Source organism: Cryobacterium sp., assembly GCF_025463825.1.
In the GTDB taxonomy this organism is placed as follows: domain Bacteria; phylum Actinomycetota; class Actinomycetes; order Actinomycetales; family Microbacteriaceae; genus Cryobacterium.
In genome coordinates this window covers 1-21631 of the sequence record NZ_JAODBG010000008.1, presented here as the reverse complement: position 1 = coordinate 21631, position 21631 = coordinate 1, and the positions used below count along the sequence as shown (strand labels likewise).

19 protein-coding genes, 1 tRNA gene and 1 pseudogene are annotated in these 21631 nt (G+C 69.1%); 5 read left to right on the top strand and 16 right to left on the bottom strand.

The genetic code is table 11. The annotated features are described in order from the left end of the window. The 4 genes from JWP54_RS00750 to JWP54_RS00735 all read left to right on the top strand — a co-directional run. Window positions 1-591 (top strand): hypothetical protein (locus JWP54_RS00750; RefSeq protein WP_297366274.1); only part of this gene is annotated, 591 nt, incomplete at its 5' end. Window positions 592-657: 66 nt separating this feature from the next. After that, window positions 658-1668 carry a glycosyltransferase gene (locus JWP54_RS00745; RefSeq protein ID WP_297366273.1) on the top strand — a complete coding sequence of 337 codons (1011 nt, stop codon included), beginning with the start codon at window positions 658-660 and terminating at the stop codon, window positions 1666-1668. A gap of 14 nt (window positions 1669-1682) precedes the next feature. Continuing rightward, on the top strand, window positions 1683-2753 hold the full coding sequence (locus JWP54_RS00740; protein WP_297366272.1) for a polysaccharide pyruvyl transferase family protein: 1071 nt from the start codon (window positions 1683-1685) through the stop codon (window positions 2751-2753). 50 nt (window positions 2754-2803) lie between these two features. Next, window positions 2804-3784 carry a glycosyltransferase family 4 protein gene (locus JWP54_RS00735; RefSeq protein WP_297366271.1) on the top strand — a complete coding sequence of 327 codons (981 nt, stop codon included), beginning with the start codon at window positions 2804-2806 and terminating at the stop codon, window positions 3782-3784. Between the two features lie 5 nt (window positions 3785-3789). Here the strand turns inward: JWP54_RS00735 and JWP54_RS00730 are convergent, their stop codons facing one another. The 12 genes from JWP54_RS00730 to JWP54_RS00675 all read right to left on the bottom strand — a co-directional run bounded on the left by JWP54_RS00730 (window position 3790) and on the right by JWP54_RS00675 (window position 17748). Then, window positions 3790-5991 carry a right-handed parallel beta-helix repeat-containing protein gene (locus JWP54_RS00730; protein WP_297366270.1) on the bottom strand — a complete coding sequence of 734 codons (2202 nt, stop codon included), beginning with the start codon at window positions 5989-5991 and terminating at the stop codon, window positions 3790-3792. Window positions 5992-6268: 277 nt separating this feature from the next. Next, on the bottom strand, window positions 6269-7309 hold the full coding sequence (locus JWP54_RS00725; protein ID WP_297366269.1) for a glycosyltransferase: 1041 nt from the start codon (window positions 7307-7309) through the stop codon (window positions 6269-6271). Further along, window positions 7306-8355, bottom strand: coding sequence for a polysaccharide pyruvyl transferase family protein (locus tag JWP54_RS00720; RefSeq protein ID WP_297366268.1), 1050 nt, complete (start codon window positions 8353-8355; stop codon window positions 7306-7308). Before JWP54_RS00720 ends, JWP54_RS00725 begins: the two co-directional genes overlap by 4 nt. Next, window positions 8352-9509, bottom strand: coding sequence for a glycosyltransferase (locus tag JWP54_RS00715; protein WP_297366267.1), 1158 nt, complete (start codon window positions 9507-9509; stop codon window positions 8352-8354). Before JWP54_RS00715 ends, JWP54_RS00720 begins: the two co-directional genes overlap by 4 nt. Before the next feature lie 34 nt (window positions 9510-9543). After that, on the bottom strand, window positions 9544-10782 hold the full coding sequence (locus JWP54_RS00710) for a polysaccharide pyruvyl transferase family protein (protein WP_297366266.1): 1239 nt from the start codon (window positions 10780-10782) through the stop codon (window positions 9544-9546). After that, a complete protein-coding gene (locus JWP54_RS00705; protein ID WP_297366265.1) occupies window positions 10779-12347 on the bottom strand; it encodes a lipopolysaccharide biosynthesis protein in 1569 nt (522 codons plus the stop codon). Before JWP54_RS00705 ends, JWP54_RS00710 begins: the two co-directional genes overlap by 4 nt. Further along, window positions 12344-13381: a glycosyl transferase gene (locus tag JWP54_RS00700; RefSeq protein ID WP_297366264.1), complete on the bottom strand. Its 1038-nt coding sequence runs from the start codon at window positions 13379-13381 to the stop codon at window positions 12344-12346. The genes JWP54_RS00705 and JWP54_RS00700 overlap by 4 nt, the downstream gene beginning before the upstream one ends. Beyond that, a complete protein-coding gene (locus JWP54_RS00695) occupies window positions 13378-14847 on the bottom strand; it encodes a hypothetical protein (RefSeq protein WP_297366263.1) in 1470 nt (489 codons plus the stop codon). The genes JWP54_RS00700 and JWP54_RS00695 overlap by 4 nt, the downstream gene beginning before the upstream one ends. A 104-nt stretch (window positions 14848-14951) precedes the next feature. After that, on the bottom strand, window positions 14952-15470 hold the full coding sequence (locus tag JWP54_RS00690) for a YdcF family protein (protein WP_297366262.1): 519 nt from the start codon (window positions 15468-15470) through the stop codon (window positions 14952-14954). A 54-nt stretch (window positions 15471-15524) separates the two neighbouring features. Continuing rightward, a complete protein-coding gene (locus tag JWP54_RS00685) occupies window positions 15525-16646 on the bottom strand; it encodes an acyltransferase family protein (protein WP_297366261.1) in 1122 nt (373 codons plus the stop codon). Window positions 16647-16658: 12 nt separating this feature from the next. Then, window positions 16659-17528, bottom strand: coding sequence for a hypothetical protein (locus JWP54_RS00680; protein ID WP_297366260.1), 870 nt, complete (start codon window positions 17526-17528; stop codon window positions 16659-16661). A gap of 70 nt (window positions 17529-17598) precedes the next feature. After that, complete coding sequence (locus JWP54_RS00675; RefSeq protein ID WP_297366259.1) at window positions 17599-17748, bottom strand: hypothetical protein; 150 nt, start codon at window positions 17746-17748, stop codon at window positions 17599-17601. Between the two features lie 147 nt (window positions 17749-17895). Between JWP54_RS00675 and JWP54_RS17615 the strand changes: the two are divergent. Then, a pseudogene (locus JWP54_RS17615) lies at window positions 17896-18944 on the top strand (LCP family protein). 77 nt (window positions 18945-19021) lie between these two features. On the opposite strand, the gene JWP54_RS00660 reads toward JWP54_RS17615, so the two are convergent. The 4 genes from JWP54_RS00660 to JWP54_RS00645 form a co-directional block, all read right to left on the bottom strand. After that, complete coding sequence (locus JWP54_RS00660) at window positions 19022-19474, bottom strand: VanZ family protein (RefSeq protein WP_297366256.1); 453 nt, start codon at window positions 19472-19474, stop codon at window positions 19022-19024. Window positions 19475-19598: 124 nt separating this feature from the next. Further along, window positions 19599-21074, bottom strand: coding sequence for a DHA2 family efflux MFS transporter permease subunit (locus tag JWP54_RS00655; protein WP_297366255.1), 1476 nt, complete (start codon window positions 21072-21074; stop codon window positions 19599-19601). A gap of 72 nt (window positions 21075-21146) precedes the next feature. Beyond that, window positions 21147-21220, bottom strand: a tRNA-Pro gene (locus tag JWP54_RS00650). A gap of 65 nt (window positions 21221-21285) precedes the next feature. Continuing rightward, window positions 21286-21631: PASTA domain-containing protein (locus tag JWP54_RS00645; protein ID WP_297366254.1), on the bottom strand; the 346-nt coding region annotated here is incomplete at its 5' end.

The window sequence follows — 21631 nt, the reverse complement described above, 5'->3', positions numbered from 1 at the left end:
GGATCCGCGGGGGTGTCGGCGCTGCTGAGCCTCGACCTCAGCGCCGACGGCAGTGTGCAGGCGGTGGGCCAGATCTCGGACGGCTGCGCGCCGGCACTGTTCACCACCACCTCCCGCGCTGACCGGTGGACTCCCGCCGTCGGCGCGGAGCAGGAGTGGTACATCGTGCCGGGGGCGCCCGCCACCATCAACTCGCCCGGTGGCGTTCGCGCCACTCCGTGTGCCGTGGTGATCGGCGTCGACGCCACCTCGGCGGATGCCGCGGCCGTGCTCTGCGACGACGAGCGCCTCGTGCGCACGCTCGACGGCGGGGCCACCTGGGACGACGGGCTGTACGTGCCCGGTGCCCGCACCTTCGCCGCATCACCATCCGGCTACCTGCTCGCCACCGTCGGCCGAGCGGACTGCGCCGGTGTGCGGCTCGTGGTCGTGTACCCCAGTGCCGCTCCCGGCGACGGCGCGGCGTCGGCGTGCCGCCTGACGACGGCAGACACCACCCAGGTTTCAATGTCCGTTGCCGGTGAAATCCTGTGGCTGTGGACCGGCGAGGAATTCGCCGTTACAGCGGATCGAGGAGTCTCCTGGCAATAAAAGCCCCCGGGAGCCCGCTTTGTGAACTGCGAGGCGTCTTTCCACCCCGATAGGAAGGAATCGCTCGTGAGTGTTGAACGTACCCGAAACAATCAACATGAACCGCGCACCACACAGAACACCGCCCCACCCGCACCGAACAAGTTCCTCCTGGTCGCCTCCACCGGCGGTCACCTCGCCCAGCTCACCCGACTGGCGCCCGCCCTGGGCGCAAGCGACGATTCGCTCTGGGTCACGTTTGATTCCCCGCAGAGCCGTTCCCTCCTGGAGGGCAAGCGGGTGCTGCACGTTCCCTACGTGCGGCCGCGAGACTTTCGCGGGGTCGTGCGCACCGCATCGATCCTGCGCCGGTTGCTGCGGCGGGAATCCTTCGCCCAAGCCCTGAGCACGGGGTCGGCCATCGCCCTGTCGGCGCTTCCGCTGGCCACCCTGCACGGTGTGCCGAGCACCTACGTGGAAAGCGTGTCCCGCGTCGACGGCCCGTCGATGAGCGGCCGCATCCTGGCCGCGACCAGGTTGGTGGCGGTGCGCACCCAGCACCCCGCCTGGGCGAAGGGCCGTTGGGCGATCCACCCCAGCGTGTTCTCCACCTACCGTCCCCTGCCGACGAAGCCGGTGGCCGCCCCCAGCCTCTTCGTCACCCTCGGCACCATTGAGGGCTACCGCTTCGACGCGATGGTTGATGCTGTCCTGGCCACTGGGCTGGCCGACGAGCGCACGGTGTGGCAACTCGGCTTCACCACCGGCCGGACCGACCTGCCCGGAACAGTGCATACCGCCATGACCGCGGATGACTTCGTGAGAAGTGCTCGCGCGGCGGATGTGGTGATCAGCCATGCCGGCGTGGGCAGCCTGCTCGGACTTCTGGACATGGGTATTTTTCCGGTGATGGTCACCCGCCGAAAGTGGCGAGCCGAGCACGTGGACGACCATCAGCAGCAAATCGCCCGGTTGGCGTCGCAAATGGGCGTGGCGCTTTCGGTGGAGGCATCGGACCTGAGCGCCGACGTGATTCGTCGGGCAGCCGAAACGCGGATCGATTCCGAAGCGCTGCGCCCTGTCGGGCTGCCGGAGTGAGGCGCCACGGCCGCGTGCCGAAACAGATCTTTGTGCCCGCGCGGGGGCAGTTCGACAACATCGGCGACATCCTCCTGCGCCGCCAACTGCTGGACTGGCTGCGCGGGAACGGTCCGCTGCACGTGTACCTGGGCCAGTCACCCGCGGGATATGCGGAGGGGCTGCGCCTGAGGCCGGAGGACGTGCAGTACCGGTCGTTCAAGGCGTGGTACCTGGCCGCCCTGCGAAGTGCCGTTCGTGGTTCTGCGTCGTACGTCTTCAAGCCCGGCGAAATTCAGCTGACCATGATCGGGATGAAGGAGCATCTGTCGATGCTCCCGGTTCTCGCCCTGGTGCGGGCCCGCGGGGGAGTGGTCGCCCGCGTCGGGGTCGGCTCCCGCAACTTCGCCCGCGTACCGCGGGCGCTGATCTGGCCGTCCATCGCTTTGTCGAACCTCACCCTGTGGCGGGACTCGGCCACGGCGGAGTATCTCGGCAACGGGAGCGTCATGCCCGACCTGGGCTTCGGCGAGGGTGGCGGGGGCGCGGCAGCCCAGTCGGATGCGGGTCGGAACCTGCTGATCGTCTCGATGCGGGCTGACCAGCCGTACCCGTCGACACCGTGGCTGGCGGCGGTGCGCGAGATCGCGGCGCGGCACGGGCTGCACATTCGAGCGGTCACCCAGGTGTTGCGCGACAATGACAGGACGATCCGACTGGCCGCCGACCTGGGTGGCGAAGCCGTCGGGTGGGACGGCACCGGCCACGACGGGCAGGAGGAGCGGTTGCGACAGCTCTACCGCCGTGCGGTCATCGCGGTCAGCGACCGGTTGCACGTGCTCGTTGGTGCCGTGACCGAGGGCGCCGTGCCGGCCGCCCTGCTCGTGAACCCGTCGGACAAGATCGCCCGCCATTTCGCTGCCGCGGGGATCCACGACGTCAGCATCGCGACGGCCGGCCTGTCCGCCACCGAATTGAGCGGCCAACTCGAGCACCTGATCGGTCGCCGGGAGAGCATCCAGTCGCAGCTGCTCGCTGCGCGCGGTGACCTGCGGTCGGCCAATGACCGGCTCGACCAGGTGCTCAGCGGGGTGCCCGCCCGGTGAGCCGGCTGAGGGCGGTGCACGTCGGGCGGAGTGGCGAGGTTGCCGGTGGCATGACGCAGGTGGTGAACGGCTACCTGGGCTGGAACTTCGAGACGTTCGACACCCGGGTGATCTCGTCACGGGACGGCAGTTCAGGGGTGGCCGCTCTGCGGGTGGCGCTGGCGGCCGCGGGCGCTGTGCTGCGCCTGCGCGGCACGCACAACACCGTCGTGGTGGTGCACCTGTCCCAGGGCGGGTCGTTCGTACGCGAAGGTCTGCTGTTGCTGCTGGCCAGGGCCCGCGGGTTCGCCACGGTGGCACAGTTGCACGGCAGCGCGTTCGCCGCCTTCGCCGACAGGCGGCCCCGACTGGTGGCCCGGGTCCTCCGCGCGGCCCACCTGGTGCTGACCCTGTCCGCGGAGACCCGCGCCGTGGCGGGGCGCTTCGTCGGCAGTGGCGCGGTGGTGCTGTTGCCGAACGCCGTCGGGTCCGGCGCGCCGGCGCCGGCCGAACGCCTGGTGGTGTTCGGTGGTGCGGTCACTGCGCGGAAAGGCGTCGATGTTCTCGTGGAGGCCTGGCGGCAGCTGCAGGCTGAATCGCCGGCGGCAGGCTGGCGGTTGATCGTGGCGGGGCCGCTGCTCGAACCCGGCATCGTCCCGGTGGCATTGAGCAACGCGGAGTTCGTGGGCGCCGTGCCGCACTCGCACCTGATGACCCTGCTCGACCGGTCGTCGGTGGCCGTGTTGCCGTCACGCGACGAGGCGATGCCGATGTTCGTGCTCGAGGCCATGGCGAGGCACAATTGCGTCATCTCCACGACGGTCGGCGGCCTCCCCGCGGTCCTCGGCGGCGCCGTCGGGGTGTTGGTTCCACCGGGCGACGTCGCCGCACTGCGCGCCGCCCTGCAGACCGCGATGGCCGATGACGCGGCTCGGGAGGCCTATGCCGTCCGTGCTCGCACCGTCTACGACACCACCTACTCGGCGGCCGCGGTCTACCCCCAGGTGGAGGGCGCCTGGCGTACCGCGCTTCAGCGGCGCACGCGCCGCTGAGCCGGTCAGGGCATGCAGGCCAGGTTGGCGAACCCTGCGGTGGCCCCGGTGACGGTGTTGGTGCAGGAGACGGTCGTGTAGCTGGATCCGGCGCCGCTGCGTTCATAGATCTGGAATCCGTAACCGGCAGCCTGCACGTCGGCGGTGTTGCTGCCGAACAGGTTGCGCAGGCCCCAGCCCTTGACACTGCCGTTCACCTGGAAGCCGTGCAGGACGCTGTCCGTGCCGGTGTTGCCCACCACGGCCCAGCCGTTGCCCTTGACCTTGACCCAGGACTCCGAGCGGGCCATCGCCCCCTTCCCGGTGATGGTGTTGCCGAAGATCAGCCCGTTGGACGTGCCTTCCTTCACCTCGATGGGCTGGGCGCTGGTGTACGAGAGGGAGTTGGACACGACCGCGTTCCGGTCGCTCTGGTCGGGTTTGCAGGCGGTGAGGCTGCACCAGTTCGCTTCGGAGGAGCCGATGTACACACCTTCTCCGTAGAACGGATCGCGAAGCCCGGTGGCGCGGATGGTGTTGCCCACGATGGTGTTGTCGGAGGAGTTCTCCCGTACGTGCACGGCTTCGTAGCCGATGTTCTGCACCAGGGTGTCGGAAATCGTCACGTGGTCACTGCCGCGCACGGTGATCCCTTTCAACCCGTTGGTCACGGTCATGCCCGTCACCACCAGGTGCGACGAGTTGCTCACGATGATGCCGTGGTTCTTGGTGATGCCGCCCACGTTGACAACGGCGTTGCGCGGACCGCAGATCCAGATCGGGTCCTTGGCGGTGCCGCTGGCCGACAGGTTGATTTGACCGGTATACGTGCCCGGAGACATCCGCACCACGTCGCCGGGCCGTGCCTTGGCGACGGCGGTCATGAGTTGTGCGGCGTTGCTGACCGTGACCGTCGCTGCGGGGCAGGACGCGTAGCGATGACTGCTCGCCGGGGTGCTGACGGTTTGCGCCGAGGCGACGGCGGACCGGGCCGACTCGTTGCCGGTGGAATCGACCGCCGACACCCGGTAGTCCAATCGGGAGTTGGCCGGAACGCCGATGCCGATGAAGGCGGTCACCGACGAGTCAGTGACGCCCATCAGCGTGGAACCACCGGTGGAGTTCGCCGCGTACACCCGGTAGGCGCGCACGTCGGCACCGGGCACGGCGTTCCAATCGAGCAGGACCTGCCCGTCGACGACGGAGGCCGACACGATCGCGGGCACCGCGGGTGCGGTGGTGTCGGGTACCACTATCGAGTCAAGGACCAGGTTGGAGCCGCTGGACGCGGGGTTCTTCGTTCCGGTGCGCACGATCGTGATGGTGTGCGTGCCGGTGCGCAACCCGGTGCGTTCGAAGACGGTCTGCTGGTAGAGGGTGGTCTTGGTGTAGCGGTCGACGGTGCTGACCAGTGCGCCGTCGATGAACACCTCGGCTGTGCCCGCCGAGGGCGTGGTGCGGCTGATCCACCGCACCGCGGTGCCGGAGAAGGTGAGCGACGCGGAACCGGCGGTGTTCAGGTATCCGCTGGACCCACCGCTGTCGCTGCCGGAGTTCAGGCCAGACCAGGCGCCCGTGTAGACAAGCTTGCCGGAGGTGTTCTGGTAGGTGCCGACCGGAACCGCGGACTGTGCCGGTTGTGCGGCTGGGGCCGGGACCGCGGTCGGTGCGGCGGTTCCAGGCGGTGCCGGAGCTGCGGCCGGTGACGAGGTCGCTCCGCTGTCGGTGACCCTGAAGGCATCGATGATCAGGTTGGTCCCCGTGGAGGCGGCGTTTTTTGTGCCGGTGCGGGTGACGGAGATGGTGTGTTGGCCGCGGGGACCGGTGGGGCTTGTGTACAGGGCGCTGCTGTGCGTGCTGGTCGCCGAGTAGGCGTCCACCGTGGCGACGAGCCGGCCGTCGATGCGCACCTCGCTGCGGCCGCTGGACGGACTCAGCCGTGAGAGCAGGGTGACCTGCGTTCCCGTGAAGCTGAGCGACGCAGACCCGGCGGCCAGGGAGTACTGCACGGACCCGCCGGTGTCCCCGGAATTCACCGAGCGCTTCCAGCCGGCGCCGCTGTAGGTGATCTGGGCGGAGGGACTGTCGACGACGGTTGTGGCGGTGGCGGCGCTCGCAGCGGTGCCGGGCAGAGCCAGCACGGGAACCAGGGCGCACGCGACCAGGAGGGCGACGGCACGATGGCCGAAGCGGCGAGAATAATGGTTGAGGCTGACGAGTTTGTGCACGGAAAGGCTCCAGAAATAGCTCCCCGCGGACACGGGGAACAGTAGACGACGAACGTGGCTACTCGGCACGGGCATGCCAACACGAGTAGGAACCCTGATCGTCCCGTTCGGGGAGACGTCGCACCAATTCCGACATCAGACTACAGCGCGAAAATCCGCGCAGACTACCAGCTGGTGGCTCTGTCGAGGCCGAATTGCCCTCTAACTGGGGGTTTAAAACATAATATGAGACCTGACCCGCCGGCCGACGATCCCGGGACATCCGCGTTGCGCGGGCCTACGGTTTCACGCCGACGCGAGCGCCCTGGCCCGGCGAGATCAACCGTTCCGAGGCGGCGCCCAGCAGGGCGCGATGCGCACGCAGGCTCAGTTTCGCGCTGAGAGCCAGGGCCAACCGTTTCCAGTCCCGGCGTCGCGCGGTCAGGAGGATCGCCCCCCAGGTCAACCGTGCTCGCAGTCTGCGCACCAGGGCAGCAGTCTGATCGGCATCGTACGGGCCGGTCAGCGCATCCTTCACCCCGGACAGCACGATGTACCGCAGCACGAAGTACCGGTAGTCGGCTGAGCCGGGCAGCGCCGGATCAAGCGATAGGGCCGCCTGCTCCACCCTGTGTTCCACCAACAGCAGCGACTCCGCGCGGCGCGTTCCGGAACGGATGATCGATCCGCTCCGTAACCGGTAGGAGTACAACATGTCGGGGATAGCGGCCACCACCTCGGCACCGGCGAGAAGCTGGGCGACCATGGCGAGGTCCGAGTGCACTCGTGCCGGCGGGTAGGTGATGCGAAGAGCGTGCTCTCGCCGGAAGAGCTTATTCCACAGGTGCCCGGTGATCGCTCCGTCCAGCAGCAGGTGGAAGGCATCCGCACCCGACACCGGCGCTGCCAGGCGAGGAGCCGGGATCGGCCGGGTGCGACCGGCGTCGTAGACGTACTCGGCGGAGCAGATCACGACATCAGCCCCGGTCGCCTCGGCCGCGGCGACCAGCTTCTCGAGCGCGTCGGGGGCTCGCTCGTCGTCCGCGTCGACGAACCACAGGAACTCGCCCCGGCTTTCGTGCACGGCGCGTTCCCGCGCAAGCGCGACCCCGCCGTTCTCGGCCAGCCGCACGAAGCGCACCCGGGGATGCGCCTGGGCGGCCCGGTGCGCGACCTCGGCGGTGGCGTCCGCCGAGCCGTCGTCCACGACCACGATCTCGATGTCTGTCAGGGTTTGACCCAGCAGCTCGTCGATCGAGGCCGCGAGGAAGCCGGCCGCGTTGTACGCGGGCACGATGATCGAAACCCGGGGATGCCTCTGCCCGGAGGTCCCGCTCATGAGGTGAGGTTTCGGATGTCGTGGGTGAGCGCCGCCAACGCGGCCCGGGCGTCGATGACGTGCCGCAGAATCGGTTCCCGCCGGGCCAGCACATCTCGGGCGGTGCGGTGCAGCACGGCGGCGTCGGGAAGTCGTCGGTCGATGCCGGCGCCGTGGATGCCGGCCGCGCCCAGGGTCCGGGTCACCTTGGCCGTGGGGGAGTCGGCCAGGCCGAGGGGGAGCGCGCCCTCGGTGAGGGCGATCACGGCCGCGTGCAGGCGGTCGGTGACCACGAGGCTCGAGCGTCGGTAGAGGGCGCGCAGTGTGGCTTCCTGAGTGGCGTGGTTCGGGCCGTTCCAGGTGTGCGCTTCTCCGCCGAGCTCGACAGCGAGTTCCTGCGCCAGCGGCCCGTCGCGCAGAATCTGGGCGACGGTGACGATCTGCAGTCCCAGCGCGCTGGCGAGGCCGCGCACGTTGCGCACCCAGGTGTCATCGGGGCGCTCGCCGGTGTAGCGCACCGACACGGCCAGCAACGGGCGGTCGGCGGTGTCGGCGCTGAGCTGGTCATCCGATGAGCCGAGTGCGAAGGCCCAGTCAGGGGCCACCGTACCCAGACCCATACTGGCTCGGCTGTAGGAGTCACGCCAGGAGACCACATCGCACAGGCGCAGCGTCGCGGCGATCGGGTAGCGCCAGGCGGTACGGGTACGGATGCCCAGACCGGCGTGCACGGCGTGCCCGCCGCGCAGTTTCGACGCCACCAGGAGGGGAGCCAGCCGCAGGTAGTGCATGGCGTAGGAGCGTTGCAGCTCCATCTCGCCGGCGTTGAACGCGTACAGCACCGGCGCCCGCCAAGTCGTTCGGCTGATCTCCCGGCGCCACTCGTCGGACCGGCGGAACAGCCCGTCCCCCGGGGCGAGGCCGAGGCCGCTCAGGTAGGAGTCGTCGCGGGACCCGACGTACACCTGCAGGTCGCCGGCCGGGCGGATGGCGTTGAGGAAGGCTCGGCGCAGCACCGTGTCGCCGACGTTGTCGACCTGGCCCATGGCGGAGGCGAACACCTTCATGCGAGCGCCCGTACGCGTGCTTGTTCGCGGGTTCGGCCGAGGGTGCCCAGCAGCACGCTTTCCAGGTCGGTGCCGCTGGAGTCCACGGAGAAGCGGCGCAGCCAGGGCTGGATGTTTTCGGCGAGGGGGAGCTCGGCCGCCCGCAGCAGGGCGTCGGCGAGGTCGGTGGGGGCGGCGGAGAGTGCCAGCTCGCCGGTGATGCCGGGAACGATGGCGTCGGCGACGCCGAGGGCGCCCGATACCGCGACCGCGGGATAGCCGGCCGCGGCGGCTTCCACGAGCACATTGCCGAAACCCTCCCGGCTGGAGGGCAGCAGCGCCACCGCGTTGTTCCCGAAATGCTCGAACCAGTTCTCCACCCACCCGTGGTGGATGAACGGCACGCCGGCCGCCGAGGCCGCGGCGGTCACCTCGGCCAACAGCGGCCCGCCACCGAACGAGACGACCTCGGCCGGAACGCCGCGGGAGATCAGCTCGGCCGCGGCGTCGATGGCCAGCAGCGGCCGCTTCTGGGCGACCAGCCGACAGGCGAGCACGATCTGGATGCCCCGATCGGCGCCGGGCCGCCTGGTCGACTGCTCGGGAGGGCGCACCTTGGCGGTGGCCGGGTTGGCCACCACGGTGACGCGGTCGCCGCTGACCCCGAACGCGGCCACGAGTTCGCCGGCGACGGGATGGGAGATGGCGATGACGTGGTCGGCCCAGGAGTACATTCGCCGGGCGAACCAGATCTTCACCCGGTGCGACAGTGCGGACCCGGGCAGGCCCAGCGAAACGAGGTTGCGCTCGCTGATCAGCACGCGGGGTCGCCTGGCCCGGGGCAGCAGCCGGGCCGCACTCAGCAGCAGCAGGTTGGGATGGGCCTGCAGGGCGATCGCGACATCCGGTGCGGTGTTCTGCAGGATCGCACGGAGCGCGCCAGTCTTCCTGACGTGGCCGCGGGCGCCCGACAGCGACGTGACCCGCACCCCGGCGGGAACGTGCTCGCCCTCCGCCGTTCCCGCAGTGAGCACCGCTGACACCTCGTAGCCGCGGCCGGCCAGCCAGGCCATCCAGGTGCGGGCGACGAACTCCGCACCGCCGCCGTGCAGCGAGGGCACCACGAAGAGGATGCGGCGGAGCGGCTCGGGTGTCTGCCGGTCGGTGGGTTTCATGGGGGCCCTTCTGACGTCGGGGTTCGGGGAGTTCTCAAAGCGCGGCGAAGTTGCGGTCCGACAGTTTCACGATCGCCGGTAGCCGGCCGGCGATGGTGCCGCGGTGGTGGTCCGGCCGGGCCAGCAGGTCGGCGGCGACGGGCAGGATCCGCGTCGCCAGGCCGGGACCGGGCTCCACGCAGAGAGTCTCCGTGCCGAAGAGCTGCATGAGGCCTTCGACCTTGCCCTGGGTGGACAGGGTGATCGCGGGAACGCAGTTCCAGAATGCCTGGATGGCCAGATGCATGCGGCCGGTGAGCACCAGGGCCGCGCCCGCGACCAGGCCGCGCACCTCGGCCGGCTCGAGCACCCGGGTGACGAGCACGACGCGGGGGTCGCCGACGCGCTCGGCGACGGCGCGGCAGGCCGCCGCGTCATCCGCGCTGGCACGCACGACATGGGGAAGCAGCACGACGATGAGCCCGCGATCGAGCAGGGAACGCACGATCTCTTCGTACTCACCCACCTGGTCCATGGACCGGCCGACGAGCCCGCTCGCGTTCAGGACCGCGTAGCGGCCAGGGTCGGCGCCCAGGTACTCGTCGGCGGCCGTGGCCGAGGTGGTGCGGGCAGAGAAAACCGCGTCGGCGACCTCGGCGACGTTGGCCAGGCCATCCGCCCTGGCCCGTTCGACCGACTTCGGGTCGCGCACCAGCAGCCGGGTGCCGGCCGCGCCGGCGCGGGCGAGCGCCCGGCGAGCGCCCGGGCGGGCGCGGCCGTTCCAGCTGAAGCCCAGCACGCGGGAGTCCACCCCGGCGAGCCTCGCCAGCGTGGTGACATCCGCCCGGCGCGCCGATGCTCGCACGTCGTAGGCGCCATCCATGATGTCGGCGCCGACGACCGTCAACGACCGGGCGCCGGCCAGCAGCCGGGCGAAGGCGGCGACGGCAGCGAGGTGAGCACGGCCGTCGCCGTAGATCAGGCCCGGCAGCACGGTGAACGTCGCGCGGCCGACCTGCTCGGCCGGAATGCGGATGTCGCCGAGGGCCCGCACCACGATTCGAACGGGCCCGGAGGTGTTCTCGAGGTACGCCTCCACCATCGCCTGGTCGCCGATGTTGCCGCCACCGGGCGGTGCGATCAGCACGTGCCAGCGTTCCCCGCTCGTGGCGGCCGAAGCGGTGGCGGTACGGCGGAAGACGGCCCGGTCGATCGCGAAGGGTACCCCTGACGTTGTCGTCGCGGCGTTGATCGTCTTCCTGACCTTGCGACGCACTCGCTTGAGCAGGCTCATTGTTCTCCCCGGGTGGTGGTCAACGGGCCCTCGGACGGTGCAGCATCCGGTATCTTCCCGGGTGCGCTCGCCTTGGTGTCGCGGAGGAACTTACGACTTCGGGCGATGGAGGCGAGGTCACGGCGGAAGGCCGGCCAGACGAGGGCGACAACGGCCAGGGCGGCGGCCATGGCCACGCCTCCGACGAGGATGTTCACCAGCGGCATGCCACCGGGCAGCCAGAGTGTCGACAGGTACGAGACCGCGGTGGCGAAGGAGTAGCCGCCCAGCGCCCGCACTCCGGTGAGAAACATGCGCAGCGCCGGCGCATCAGTGACCCGGCTGATCTGGATCAGGGAGATCGGCCAGATCAGGCCGACGCCGAGGGCGTACCCGGCCGCGACACCGTACACGCCCCAGAGGGAGCCGAGCAGGATGCAGCCGATCACGACCGGGCGGGTGACGAGGGCGAGGTAGAAGTTCTGCTTGGTGATCCCCTTGGACAGGTACACCCAGAATGACGCGTACGCCGCCGCCTGGAAGAACCCGGCGATGCTCAATATCTGGAAGATCGGGGCGGCGGCCAGCCATTTGTCGCCGAGGGCGATCGCGATGACCGGGGTCGCCTGCGCGCAGGAGAAGGCCAGCACGAGCGTCACGATGTGGAGCATGATCGCCTGACCGAGCACGATGAACTCGCCGTAACGCTTCCTGTCGTTCTGGAGGCGGGAGAGCACCGGCAGGGCAACGCGGGTGGACGGCGCGTTGATCTGGTTCAGCGGCAGCATCAGCAGCTGGAACGCCCGGTTGTACAGGCCGAGCGGCCCGGCACCGAGGGTGGCGCCGATGACCACGGAGTCCGCGTTGCGGCTGGCGTAGCCCAGCAGTTGGCTGCCGGCGAGGCCGGACCCGTACGTGAAAAAGTGCGACATCTCTGTTCTGCGGTGGAAGAAACCGGGGAACCAGCGGCACACCACCAGCAGGAGCACCAGCATCAGCACCCCCTGGCTCAGCTGCTGACCGGCCAGGGCCCAGAAACCGAATCCGCCCAACGCCATGCCGATCCCCACGGCCAGGGCGCCGACCTGCGCGCTGATCTCGGTGGCGGCGAACGCGAACAGCCGCAGATTCCGCGTGAGGTGAGCCCGGAACTGGGTGGCCAGGCCGTTCAGCAGGAACGTGAACGACAACACCTGGGTGAGCTGCACGAGCCGGTCGTCGCCGTACAGGCCCGCGATCAGCGGGGCGCACGCGAAGGCAATGCCGGTGAGCGCCGCGCCGATGAGGGTGTTCGCCCAGAAAAGGTTGTCCTTTTGATTCCTGCTGAGCTCCGTGACCTGCACCGCTGCCGATGCGAGACCGAAGTCGCGAAACACCTCACCCACTCCGATGATGGCGGTGACCGAGGCGACCAGGCCGTAGTCGCTGGGGCCCAGCAGCCGGCCGAGGATCACGATGCCGGTGAGCTGGACGACGATGCGGATGAGCTGGCCGACCATGGTGGCCGAGGCGCCCCGCCCCGCCGTGCGGCCGAGGCCCGCGCCGGGGGTCGGCCGGGCGCCGGCACCGCGGCCTGGGCCGGTCACGATCGTGCGCCGAGGCGCCGCCCGGTCGTTTCGAGCACGGCCAGGTAAGCGCGATAGGTCTTCTCGCCCAGGGTGTCCCAGTCCCGGCCCTCGAGCCGGGGCGGCTCGGGATGCACGCGCGACCGGACCGTTGCCATCGTGGTCTCGATGATCTCCCGGCTGAGTTCACCGTCGTACAGGTGCACCCAGCCCGGGCCCACCTCATCCGCCAGGGCGGTGTTCGACGACGAGTTCGGCACCAGCACCGGCCGGTTCAGTGACAGGGCCACCAGTAGCGCCCCTGAGTTGTGCATCTCGCGGTAGGGCAGCACCACGAGTTCGGCCTGGCAGACCTCGTCGACGAGCACGTCGTCCGCCACGAACTCGAGGCGCGAACTGATGCGGGAGTCCGCACGTTGGGCGGCGGTGATCACCACGTCGAGGCCGCTGGAGGGTCGCCCGACGACCCGCAGTTGCAGGTCGGGGTCCACGGTGCCCTGGAAGACGGCCAGCAGGGTTTCGATGCCTTTGTACGGTCGGATCAGCCCGAAGTAGAGGGCGCGGCCGGGCACCGTGGGCGGTGCCGTGTCAGTGCGGAAGCGGTCTCGGTAGTGCCCGTGCAGGATGGTGATCGCCTTCGACTCGGGTTCGACCGGGGTCGTGGGGTTCAGCCGGATGAACAGGTCGGTGCGGGCGTCGAGGGCATCGAGGGAGCGGTTCTCGGCCGCTTCCCCGGACTCGTGCGGCCGGAGGTTGTGCACCGTGCGCACGATCGGGATGCGCTGCAGGCGGGTGCGCAGCAGGAGCGCGGACAGGGCGCGCCGGCGCAAAAACGCCCTGGCCGGTCGTTTCTCTCGGATGAGCAGTTCCGGCCAATGCACGTGGAACACGTCATAACGGCCGAACAGCGCTGCCTTCCAGGAGAAGAAGGTGAACGAGACCTGGGCGGGAGCACCCTCGACGACCTGGTTCACGAAACGGGTCGTGCCATCAGGGGGGCTGAGCGACTGGAGCACCGAAATGGGCGGTGCGTCGGCGAGGGTGCGATTCGTCATGCGTTCTGGGTCTTCCGACGGGGCGGAATTTGGGCACGCGTCCCGGCGGCGCTCCGCCGAAGTGCTCGATCCGGCCGGACGTCCACGCCGGGATTCACGGTGAGGATCAGCAGGCAGCCCAACAGGAGGTGCATGGGGCGCAGCGCGTCAATCGCGTTGAAGCCGGAGATGCAAATGGCGTACGCGAGCAGGCCCGCCATGTCGCCAAGGGCGCCGCGACTCAGCGCATGCAGGAACGCGGCGCCGATCATCCCGATGAACAGGATCAGCCCGGGAAGCCCGACGCTCATCAGCAACTGCAGCAACGAGTTCTCGATCACCACGTCGTCGAAGAGCCGTCCGGAGATGCCGGAGGTGCCGGGACCCGACCCGAGCCAGTCCGTCAGGTCGGCGACCTGCCCGGCCACCCACACCCCGGTGTCCCGGGCCCCGGACGAGCGGGCGGCCTCTGTCGAATCATTTCGTGCCGTGAACGCATCGAACTGGAAGATGCCGAAGATGCCCACGACTCCGAGCAGCCCGAGCAAGGCGAACCGGTTCCAGCGCTTTTCACCGCCGATCACCATGGCCGCCAGGTAGGCCACCATCACGGCGACTGCGCCGCCCAGCATGGCTCCGCGCGACACCGTGGCCACGAGCCCCAGCCCGCTGAAGATGCCCGCCACGAGGGTCCAGCGGCTGGTGCTGGTGAGCCAGACGCCGATCGCCATGGCGCACGCGACGGCGAAGAAGAGCGCGGCGAAGAGCGGATGCCCGAACGATGCTTCGGCGCGGTACACCGACCAGTGTTGCGCGTCGGTCACCCCCAGGGCGATGTACAGATTTCCCCAGAGCGGGTTCACCTGCAGAACGGCCTCCACAACGGCGTACAGCCCGAGCCAGCCGCCCAGAATCAGCCACGAGCGTCGAATCCAGATCGCTTCCCGGGTGGCGCGACCCACCGCGAGGGGAAGCAGAGCGCCGGCGGTGAAGCTGATCAGCCAACCCGCCGAGGCCTGGAGGTCGACGGAGCGCACCAGCGAGAACACCGCCCAGGCGAGGAAGAGTGCCCCGCTGATCACGGCCGCGGCCTTGAACTGTTCGCGCTCATGCGGGCTGCCCGGGGCGCGGGCGCCACCGGGGCTGACGTGATAATCGTTTCCCTGACCCAGGATGATGCGCCGCGCGGCCCAGACGACCAGGATGATGCTCGTCAGGGGAAGCGCCCCCAACGGGCCATCCTGCGGGAGGATGCGAGAGGGCACCAGGGCGAAAACGGTCAGTGCCACCGCCGGCAGGATTTCGACCGGCACGAGGAACAGCACGGCGATCGCCGCGAAGGCGATGAGGGCCAGCGGGACGACGATGATTCCGAAATCGCTCACGAACCGGGGCGCGAGCACACCGACAACGACCACCAGGAGCGCCGCGGCCGATATGAACAGTGCTCGCCGGACGGTGCGGCGGATCTTCCGTGAGGTCAACATCGAACGCCTTTCCTGGAGAGGGAGGAGCACAATCGTCAATCGGCGCGCCGTGGAGCGGTCAGCTGCGTTGCCCGATTCTACGGCGCTCGTGCTACCGGCAGATTTCATCCGGAAGTCATGGGTTGACATGCGGGCTCGAACATCGCCTTGATCAGCCCCGCAGATTGGTACAGGTACTGGTGAAACCAGCCGCCGACGTCCAACGGCACGGCTGCCCCCACCACCGAAAGGTCGCCGGTGAAGCACTGCTCGAGAATCACCCTGGCGCGGCTGACGTGATAATCGGCGGTGACGATGATCAGACTGTGCCAGTCCTCGTCGGCTGCCAAAGCCCCGATCGCCACTGCCTCGCCGGCGGTGGTTCCCGGGTGGGGAGTGAAGCAGCTGATGTCGAGCTCCACCTCGGTTCGGCAGAGGGTCGCCGGCCGGGTGTTGCCGCCGAAGGCATCCGAGATCACAATCCGGCCGCTGAGGCCGGCTGCCGCCAATCGCTGGGCCTCGGCGACGACCGGCGCGCTGCTGAGGCCACCGAGCACGATGATGGCATCGACGTGTGCGGGTTCCTCCTCCCGGGGGAAGACGTAGGTCATCGTCATGGTGATCATCGCAACGATGAACACCACCGCGACGCCGCCGACGAGCCACCGCCACCTGGGCCTTGCCGTCCCCACCGGCCGTTACCGCGGATCTTGTTCGACGGGTTCTGCGCTTCCGGCGGTGTTTCGAGACGATGTCGCCGGGCGCCCTGTGGCGAACCAATCGGGTGCGACGAAACCGAACCGCAGCACCGGCAGGTTCCGGGTCAGCCGCCAGAAGCCGAGGGCGGCCAGGACGGCCAGGCCGGCCACGACGGGTGGCAGCACCGGACCGAGCACCTCGAGCCAGCGCTGTCCTTTGGCGAGCAGGAGCAGGCTCGTTATCGCTGAGACGAAAAGCACATGCACCACGTAGACGGGCAGGGTGTTACGCCCGACGAACGTGAGCCAGGCCATGCCGCGAAATCGGGTGAGGAAGCGGGCGATCACCAAACCGGCACCGATCGCCAGCAGGCTGACGAAGGTCAGCACGCCGGTGGCGAAGGGCACGCGAGTCGCGCTGGCGAGGGCCGCCAGCGTGGCGGCCAGAAACCCCGCTCCGAACAGCAGACCGGCCAGTAATCCTCTTCGTTCGACAAAACGGATGATGTGGTCCCGGAAGAAACAACCGAACATGAAGAACACCAGGTAACGGCAAATCCCGTTCCAGGCGATGTTCCCGGTGTCGGCGCGGGCGAAGAACCACACCGACAGCAGCGCCGCGGCCCCGAGCTGCAGCCGCCAGTCGATTCGGTCGCGCAGAAGCTTCATGACAACGAAGAACAGGGTCAGAGCGTAGAGGAACCACAGCCCGTTGCTCGGGCGAACCGGGGCGAGCGCCAGGTCGACCAGGGATGTCTCTTCGATCCCGGTGGGGGTCGGAAAGAGTACGAAGAAGCCGAACCGCACCAGCGTCCAGACCAGCAACGCCCACACCAGCAGGCTCAGGCGGGTTCGCCAGAGTGCCGGCCAGGAGCGCGCGAGGATCGACCCGGCGAACAGCCCCGATGCCAGGAAGAACAGCGGCATCCGGAACACGATGAAAACGAGGTTGATTCTGTCCCACACTCCGGGGGTGAGCCCGGTCAGCGACAGCCATTGGACAGAGTGAGCCAAGGCCACCATCAGGATGGCGATGCCCTTGGCGGTGTCGATCCAGGCAACCCGTCCGGGCTTATAGCCGCCGTTCCCGAAGGGCGGGGAGCCCGTTGGCCGCTCAGTCATGTCGCTCATGCATCAGCGGAGGACGCCGGACCATGCGCCGAAGGTCACCATCATGTCCTTGTGGGCGAAGGACGGGGTGTCATGACCGAGCGTGTGGAAGGCGAGTCGGGCGTCGGCGGCGACGGGCGTGATCTTGTTGACGAGGGCGATGCCGTTCCGGGTCGGCGGGACGACCGCGTCGAGGTGCTCGGCGTCGGAAACGAGCGCCTTGACGTTCGCGCCGGTCCAGTCGGACGCCGGGAAGCGCGCGGGATTGTTGGCAACCAGCTGCGCAGGGTTGTTGCCGAAGGCCCCTTCGACGCTTGCCTGTGCCTGGATGACTGACGAAGTGCCCTCGAGGTCATACAGGGCGTTGACCATATACAGGCCCTTGATGTACGGGATCAGTTTCCTGGCGTAGGTGTAGCAGGCCAGGGCGCCACCGGCCGAGGTCGCCCGCAGGAAGTTCATCCGAACGGGGAAGAGCGCGCTGAGGTAGTTCCAGGCGTTCACCTGAGCGGTCTTCGCCTGGTCGTTTGTGTACTGGTTGCCACCGGCATTGATGCAGATCGCGATAGCGCCCTTGTCCACGACCAGCTCGGCGGGGTATTTGAAGCCCCCGTTCAGTGCATCCTGGCTGCTCCCGCCGCCATGGAAGAACCACACGGCCCCGACCGCGGTCTTCTGACCGCGCACGACCGCCTGAGGCAGGAAGATACGCGCCAGATCCCCCTTGATGTTCACCAGGATGTTGTCGTACAGTTTGCGACCGGCCGATCCCGTGGTCACGTTGGCGGTTCGAGACACTTCGTAGGGAAGCTTCGCCGCGGTGGCGGCTTGGGCTGGAGTGGCGGACACCCCCTGGAGGGCGAGCGTTATAGCGGTGCCGGTGGCTCCGGTCACGAACAATCGTCGATGCATGCGGGGACCATAGCAGCAGTACGCGAGGAATGTGTTTTTTTGCTTGGGGCGCCTACTGCAGGGCGATGGCCTGCACGACGATGGCGGCGACGGCCACTGTGGCGCCCGCGAGGAGAATCACGCGCGCGGCGATCATCGCGTTGCTGTGTTCGTTTCGCCGGTACCAACGCCTGAGCCGACGAGTCCGTCGGCGGATACCCATGGCTGGAGGCTAGCGAGAATTCGCCGAATTCGTAAGCCGGCGGTACCCCCAGTTGGGGGCACGGGCGGGTGGGCTGGCCTAGCTGCCTCCTGGGGCTCGGTCTATGGTGGCGTCACCGTTACCCGAACGGTCCGCGAGAGGCCTCCCATGACCGCAGTCCCGTCCGCTCAGTCGCGTCCGGGCGCCGTCGCCCCCGCCCGACGAAGCCAGACGTGGCGGACCGTGGTCGCGGTGAACGCCGTCATCGCGCTGATCGTGGCAGGGCTGATCACCGCGGTGCTCTGGTCGGTGACCAGCACCTTCCAGTCGGTGGAGAAAATCCCTTTCGCGTTTCCGCCCGAAGCGGGCCGACCGGCGGTGACAACGGGCGAGGCGGCAGCCGCGTTGAACTTCCTGGTGCTCGGCTCCGACAACCGCGGCGCCGGCGGCTCGCTCACCGACCTCGCCGGGCAGCACTCCGACACCATCGTGGTCGTGCACGTTCCCGCCGACCGCAGCGCCCTGAGCGTGATGTCGATTCCCCGGGACAGCGGGGTGGAGGTGGCCGACCAGGGCGAAACGAGCATCAGCGCGGCGCTCTCCGTCGGCGGCGTGCCGTCGGCCGTGCAGACGGTGAAAGCCTGATCGGCGTGCGGGTGGACCACGTGGCCCTGGTTGACTTCGCCGGGTTCAAGGCGGTGACGGATGCGCTCGGCGGAGTGGACGTGAACAACCCGATCGCCTTCGACTCCTACTACCTGCAGGGCCGCTACTTCCCGGCCGGCGCGCAGCACCTCGACGGTACAGAGGCACTCGCGTTCGTGCGGGAACGCGCCGCCTTCGCCGATGGGGACTTCCAGCGGGTGCGCAACCAGCAGCTGCTCATCGGCGCCCTGCTCGGCGGGCTGATGAACCAGGAAACGCTGACCGACCCGGCCAAGGTGGGATCGGTGATCGGCGCCATCACCCCGCACCTGGCCATCGACGAGGAACTCACCCCCGTGGACCTGGCGGCGTTGGGAGTGGCGTTGCGGGAGGTGCGCGTCGACGACGTGGCGTTCTTCACAATCCCCACGGCCGGCACCAGCGGCAAGATCGGCGTCGACGGCCACGCCATCGTGAACCTCGACTGGGCGGCGGTGCCGGCCCTGCAGGAGGCGTTCCGGAGCGACACCCTCAGCGGGGTGGTGCCGCAGTTGCAGGCGGCCGGGTTGTAGCGTCCCGAGATTGGCTCGCGGGGTCTCGACGGGCTCGACCGGCGAGATGGGTCCGACCGGCGGAGGACCGGCGGGCCTCAGGAACGTGCTGAGCGCTCGCGGCTGGTGACCGCGTCGAGCAGCAGCACCGCCAGCAGGGCGCCGAAGACGGCGCCGGTGGTGTTGGCCACCACATCGGCCGCGGTCGGGAACCGGCCCGGCAGGAACATCAGCTGGCTCAGTTCGATGAGACTACTGACGGTGAAACCGGCCACCACTGCCCACCACCACTGGTTGGCGCCGACCAGAACCACGCCCAGCAGCCCCACAGGCAGGAACAGGGCGATGTTCGCGGTGAATTCGACCAGCTGGTAGGTCACCCAGTCCGGCACGCCGTGAGCGTGCAGGCGGGCGAGCAGCCCGGAGATGGTGCCGGCGGCGCCCCGATCGACCGGGGTGGGCCAGAACGCGATCAGGCAGAGCGCCACCACGTACCCGGCGGCGAGCCAGCGGGCGACGCGGCGGAGGGCGGCGTGTCGGCGTCTCGTCACAGTGTCCACGCGACCTCACTCACTCACCGGGTCACGGCCTCCAGCAGGGTGCATTGCGGGAGGACTTCACCGTCAACGGACCAGACCCCCAGACTAGTGAGCGGGGCGGGGGAGCGGAAGCCGCTCAGGCGCCGGCGTGCGCCTCGACGCGCTTGGGCAGCAGGAACACCAGCAGCAGGGCCACCACGCTGAGCGCAGCGCTGACCGCCATGGCGAGGGTGGCGCTGTCGGTGAAGCCGGCGGCCAGCGCATCCGCGCCCGGACCGGCCACGACGAGGGTGCCGAAGAACACGCTGCCGACCACGGCGATGCCCGCCGCGCTGCCGACGCGCTGCATCACGCCGATGACACCGCTGGCGGCGCCAGCCTCGGCCGGGTCGACGGTGGCGACGATGAACGCCACGTTCGGGGCGATGAAGCATCCGCTGCCCAGGCCCGCGATGAACAGCGGCGGCAGCAACAGCCAGTTGGTCAGGTCGGCCGGGTCGGTGAGCAGCAGCACCAGCCACACCCAGACGAGGCCGACGGTGACCATCGCGACGCCCATGACGAGTACCGTGCGGCCCAGGCACTTGGTGAGCCGGTTGCTCTGCGACGACGCGATGATCGAGCCGATCGCGAACGGGATGGACACCAGGCCGGACTCGAGCGCGGTGTGGCCGAGGCCCGCCTGCCAGAGGATCGAGATGGTGAAGAAGATGCTCGTGAACGCGGCGAAGTAGACCAGCGCCAGAATGACACCGCCGGTGAAGGCGGGGTGCGAGAACAGGTGCGGCGGCACGAGCGGGCTCTGCCGGCGCTTGGTCACCGCCACCTCCCACGCGCCGAACGCCACGATGAGCAGCACCCCGGCGGCGAGCACCAGGTAGGTCCAGAGCGGCCAGCCGCGGTCCTGGCCCTCGATGAGCGGCACCAGCAGGGCCACCAGGCCGGCCGAGACCAGGAGCAGGCCGACGAAGTCGATGCGGGATGCCGTCTTCGTTGCGGCTGCCGCGTCGGCGCCGGTGCCGGACGGCAGCAGGATGGCGGCGGCGATCAGGGCGACCGCACCAATGGGCAGGTTCACCCAGAAGACCAGCCGCCAGCCGTTCTCCGCGCCGAACGCCTCGATGATCAGGCCACCCACGATCGGGCCGAGGGCGGTGGAGACACCGATGACCGAGCCCATGATGGCGAACGCCTTGCCGCGGAACCGGGCCGGGAACATCAGCTGGATGACGGCGGTGACGGCGGGCACGAAGATACCGCCGGCCAGGCCCTGCACGACGCGGGCGATGATCAGCTGCAGGTCGTTCTGCGCCAGGCCGCAGGCCAGGCTCGCGAGGGTGAAGAGGGCCAGGCCGGTGAAGAACACCCATTTGTGGCCGACCCGGTCGCCGATGCGGCCCGCCGGGATGAGGGCCAGGCCGAACGCGAGCGCGTAGCCGGAGATGATCCAGGAGAGGGTGGCCTCGCCGGCGTCCAGGCTGGTCTGGATGCTGGGCAGCGCCACGTTCACGATGGTGGTGTCGAGCAGCGCCATGAACATGCCGGCCAGCAGCACCACGAGGGCCTGCCAGGCGCGCCGGGACACTGCGGGGGCGGCGGTGGAGTCAGCCATGGGAATCCTCTCGGAACGGGCGGGTGCGGAACGCAGAAAAACCCCCACTCGAACGAGTGGGGGTTTTAGCTGTCGGGGTAACAGGATTTGAACCTGCGACCTCGTCGTCCCGAACGACGCGCGCTACCAAGCTGCGCCATACCCCGATGGTCCAGTGGACCTCGACAAGTATAACCCCATCGGCCCACCGGGTTTCGACCAGCGGGGAGCGTTAGCCGGCCGGGGCCGGGGTCGCTCCGGCCGGTGGAGCCGTGCCGACCACGACGATCACCGTGCCGCCGGGGACGGCGGGGCTGCCCGCCTCCGGGTTCATCACCGTGATCTTGCCGACCTGCGCCGGGTCGGTGACGGCCTCCTCGAGCGTCACCACACCGAAGCCGGTGAGCACCTGCTTGGCGTCCGCGACGCTCAGCCCCACCACATCCGGTAGCAGCACCTGGGACTCGTTGCTGGAGTACACGGTGATGAGCGAGCCGGTGCTGGTGGTGTTGCCACCGGCGGGGTCGCTGCGGGCCACGGTGCCGGCGGGCAACTCGGAGTCGGTGATGCCGCCGTCG

What these genes read in the sequence shown, in the direction of transcription:
- JWP54_RS00685 (WP_297366261.1), bottom strand. Translation starts at nt 16,646, where the DNA reads ATGACTGAGCGGCCAACGGGCTCCCCGCCCTTCGGGAACGGCGGCTAT.
- JWP54_RS00675 (WP_297366259.1), bottom strand. Translation starts at nt 17,748, where the DNA reads ATGGGTATCCGCCGACGGACTCGTCGGCTCAGGCGTTGGTACCGGCGA.
- JWP54_RS00720 (WP_297366268.1), bottom strand. Translation starts at nt 8,355, where the DNA reads ATGAAGGTGTTCGCCTCCGCCATGGGCCAGGTCGACAACGTCGGCGAC.
- JWP54_RS00710 (WP_297366266.1), bottom strand. Translation starts at nt 10,782, where the DNA reads ATGAGCCTGCTCAAGCGAGTGCGTCGCAAGGTCAGGAAGACGATCAAC.
- JWP54_RS00695 (WP_297366263.1), bottom strand. Translation starts at nt 14,847, where the DNA reads ATGTTGACCTCACGGAAGATCCGCCGCACCGTCCGGCGAGCACTGTTC.
- JWP54_RS00735 (WP_297366271.1), top strand. Translation starts at nt 2,804, where the DNA reads ATGACGCAGGTGGTGAACGGCTACCTGGGCTGGAACTTCGAGACGTTC.
- JWP54_RS00725 (WP_297366269.1), bottom strand. Translation starts at nt 7,309, where the DNA reads ATGAGCGGGACCTCCGGGCAGAGGCATCCCCGGGTTTCGATCATCGTG.
- JWP54_RS00715 (WP_297366267.1), bottom strand. Translation starts at nt 9,509, where the DNA reads ATGAAACCCACCGACCGGCAGACACCCGAGCCGCTCCGCCGCATCCTC.
- JWP54_RS00700 (WP_297366264.1), bottom strand. Translation starts at nt 13,381, where the DNA reads ATGACGAATCGCACCCTCGCCGACGCACCGCCCATTTCGGTGCTCCAG.
- JWP54_RS00655 (WP_297366255.1), bottom strand. Translation starts at nt 21,074, where the DNA reads ATGGCTGACTCCACCGCCGCCCCCGCAGTGTCCCGGCGCGCCTGGCAG.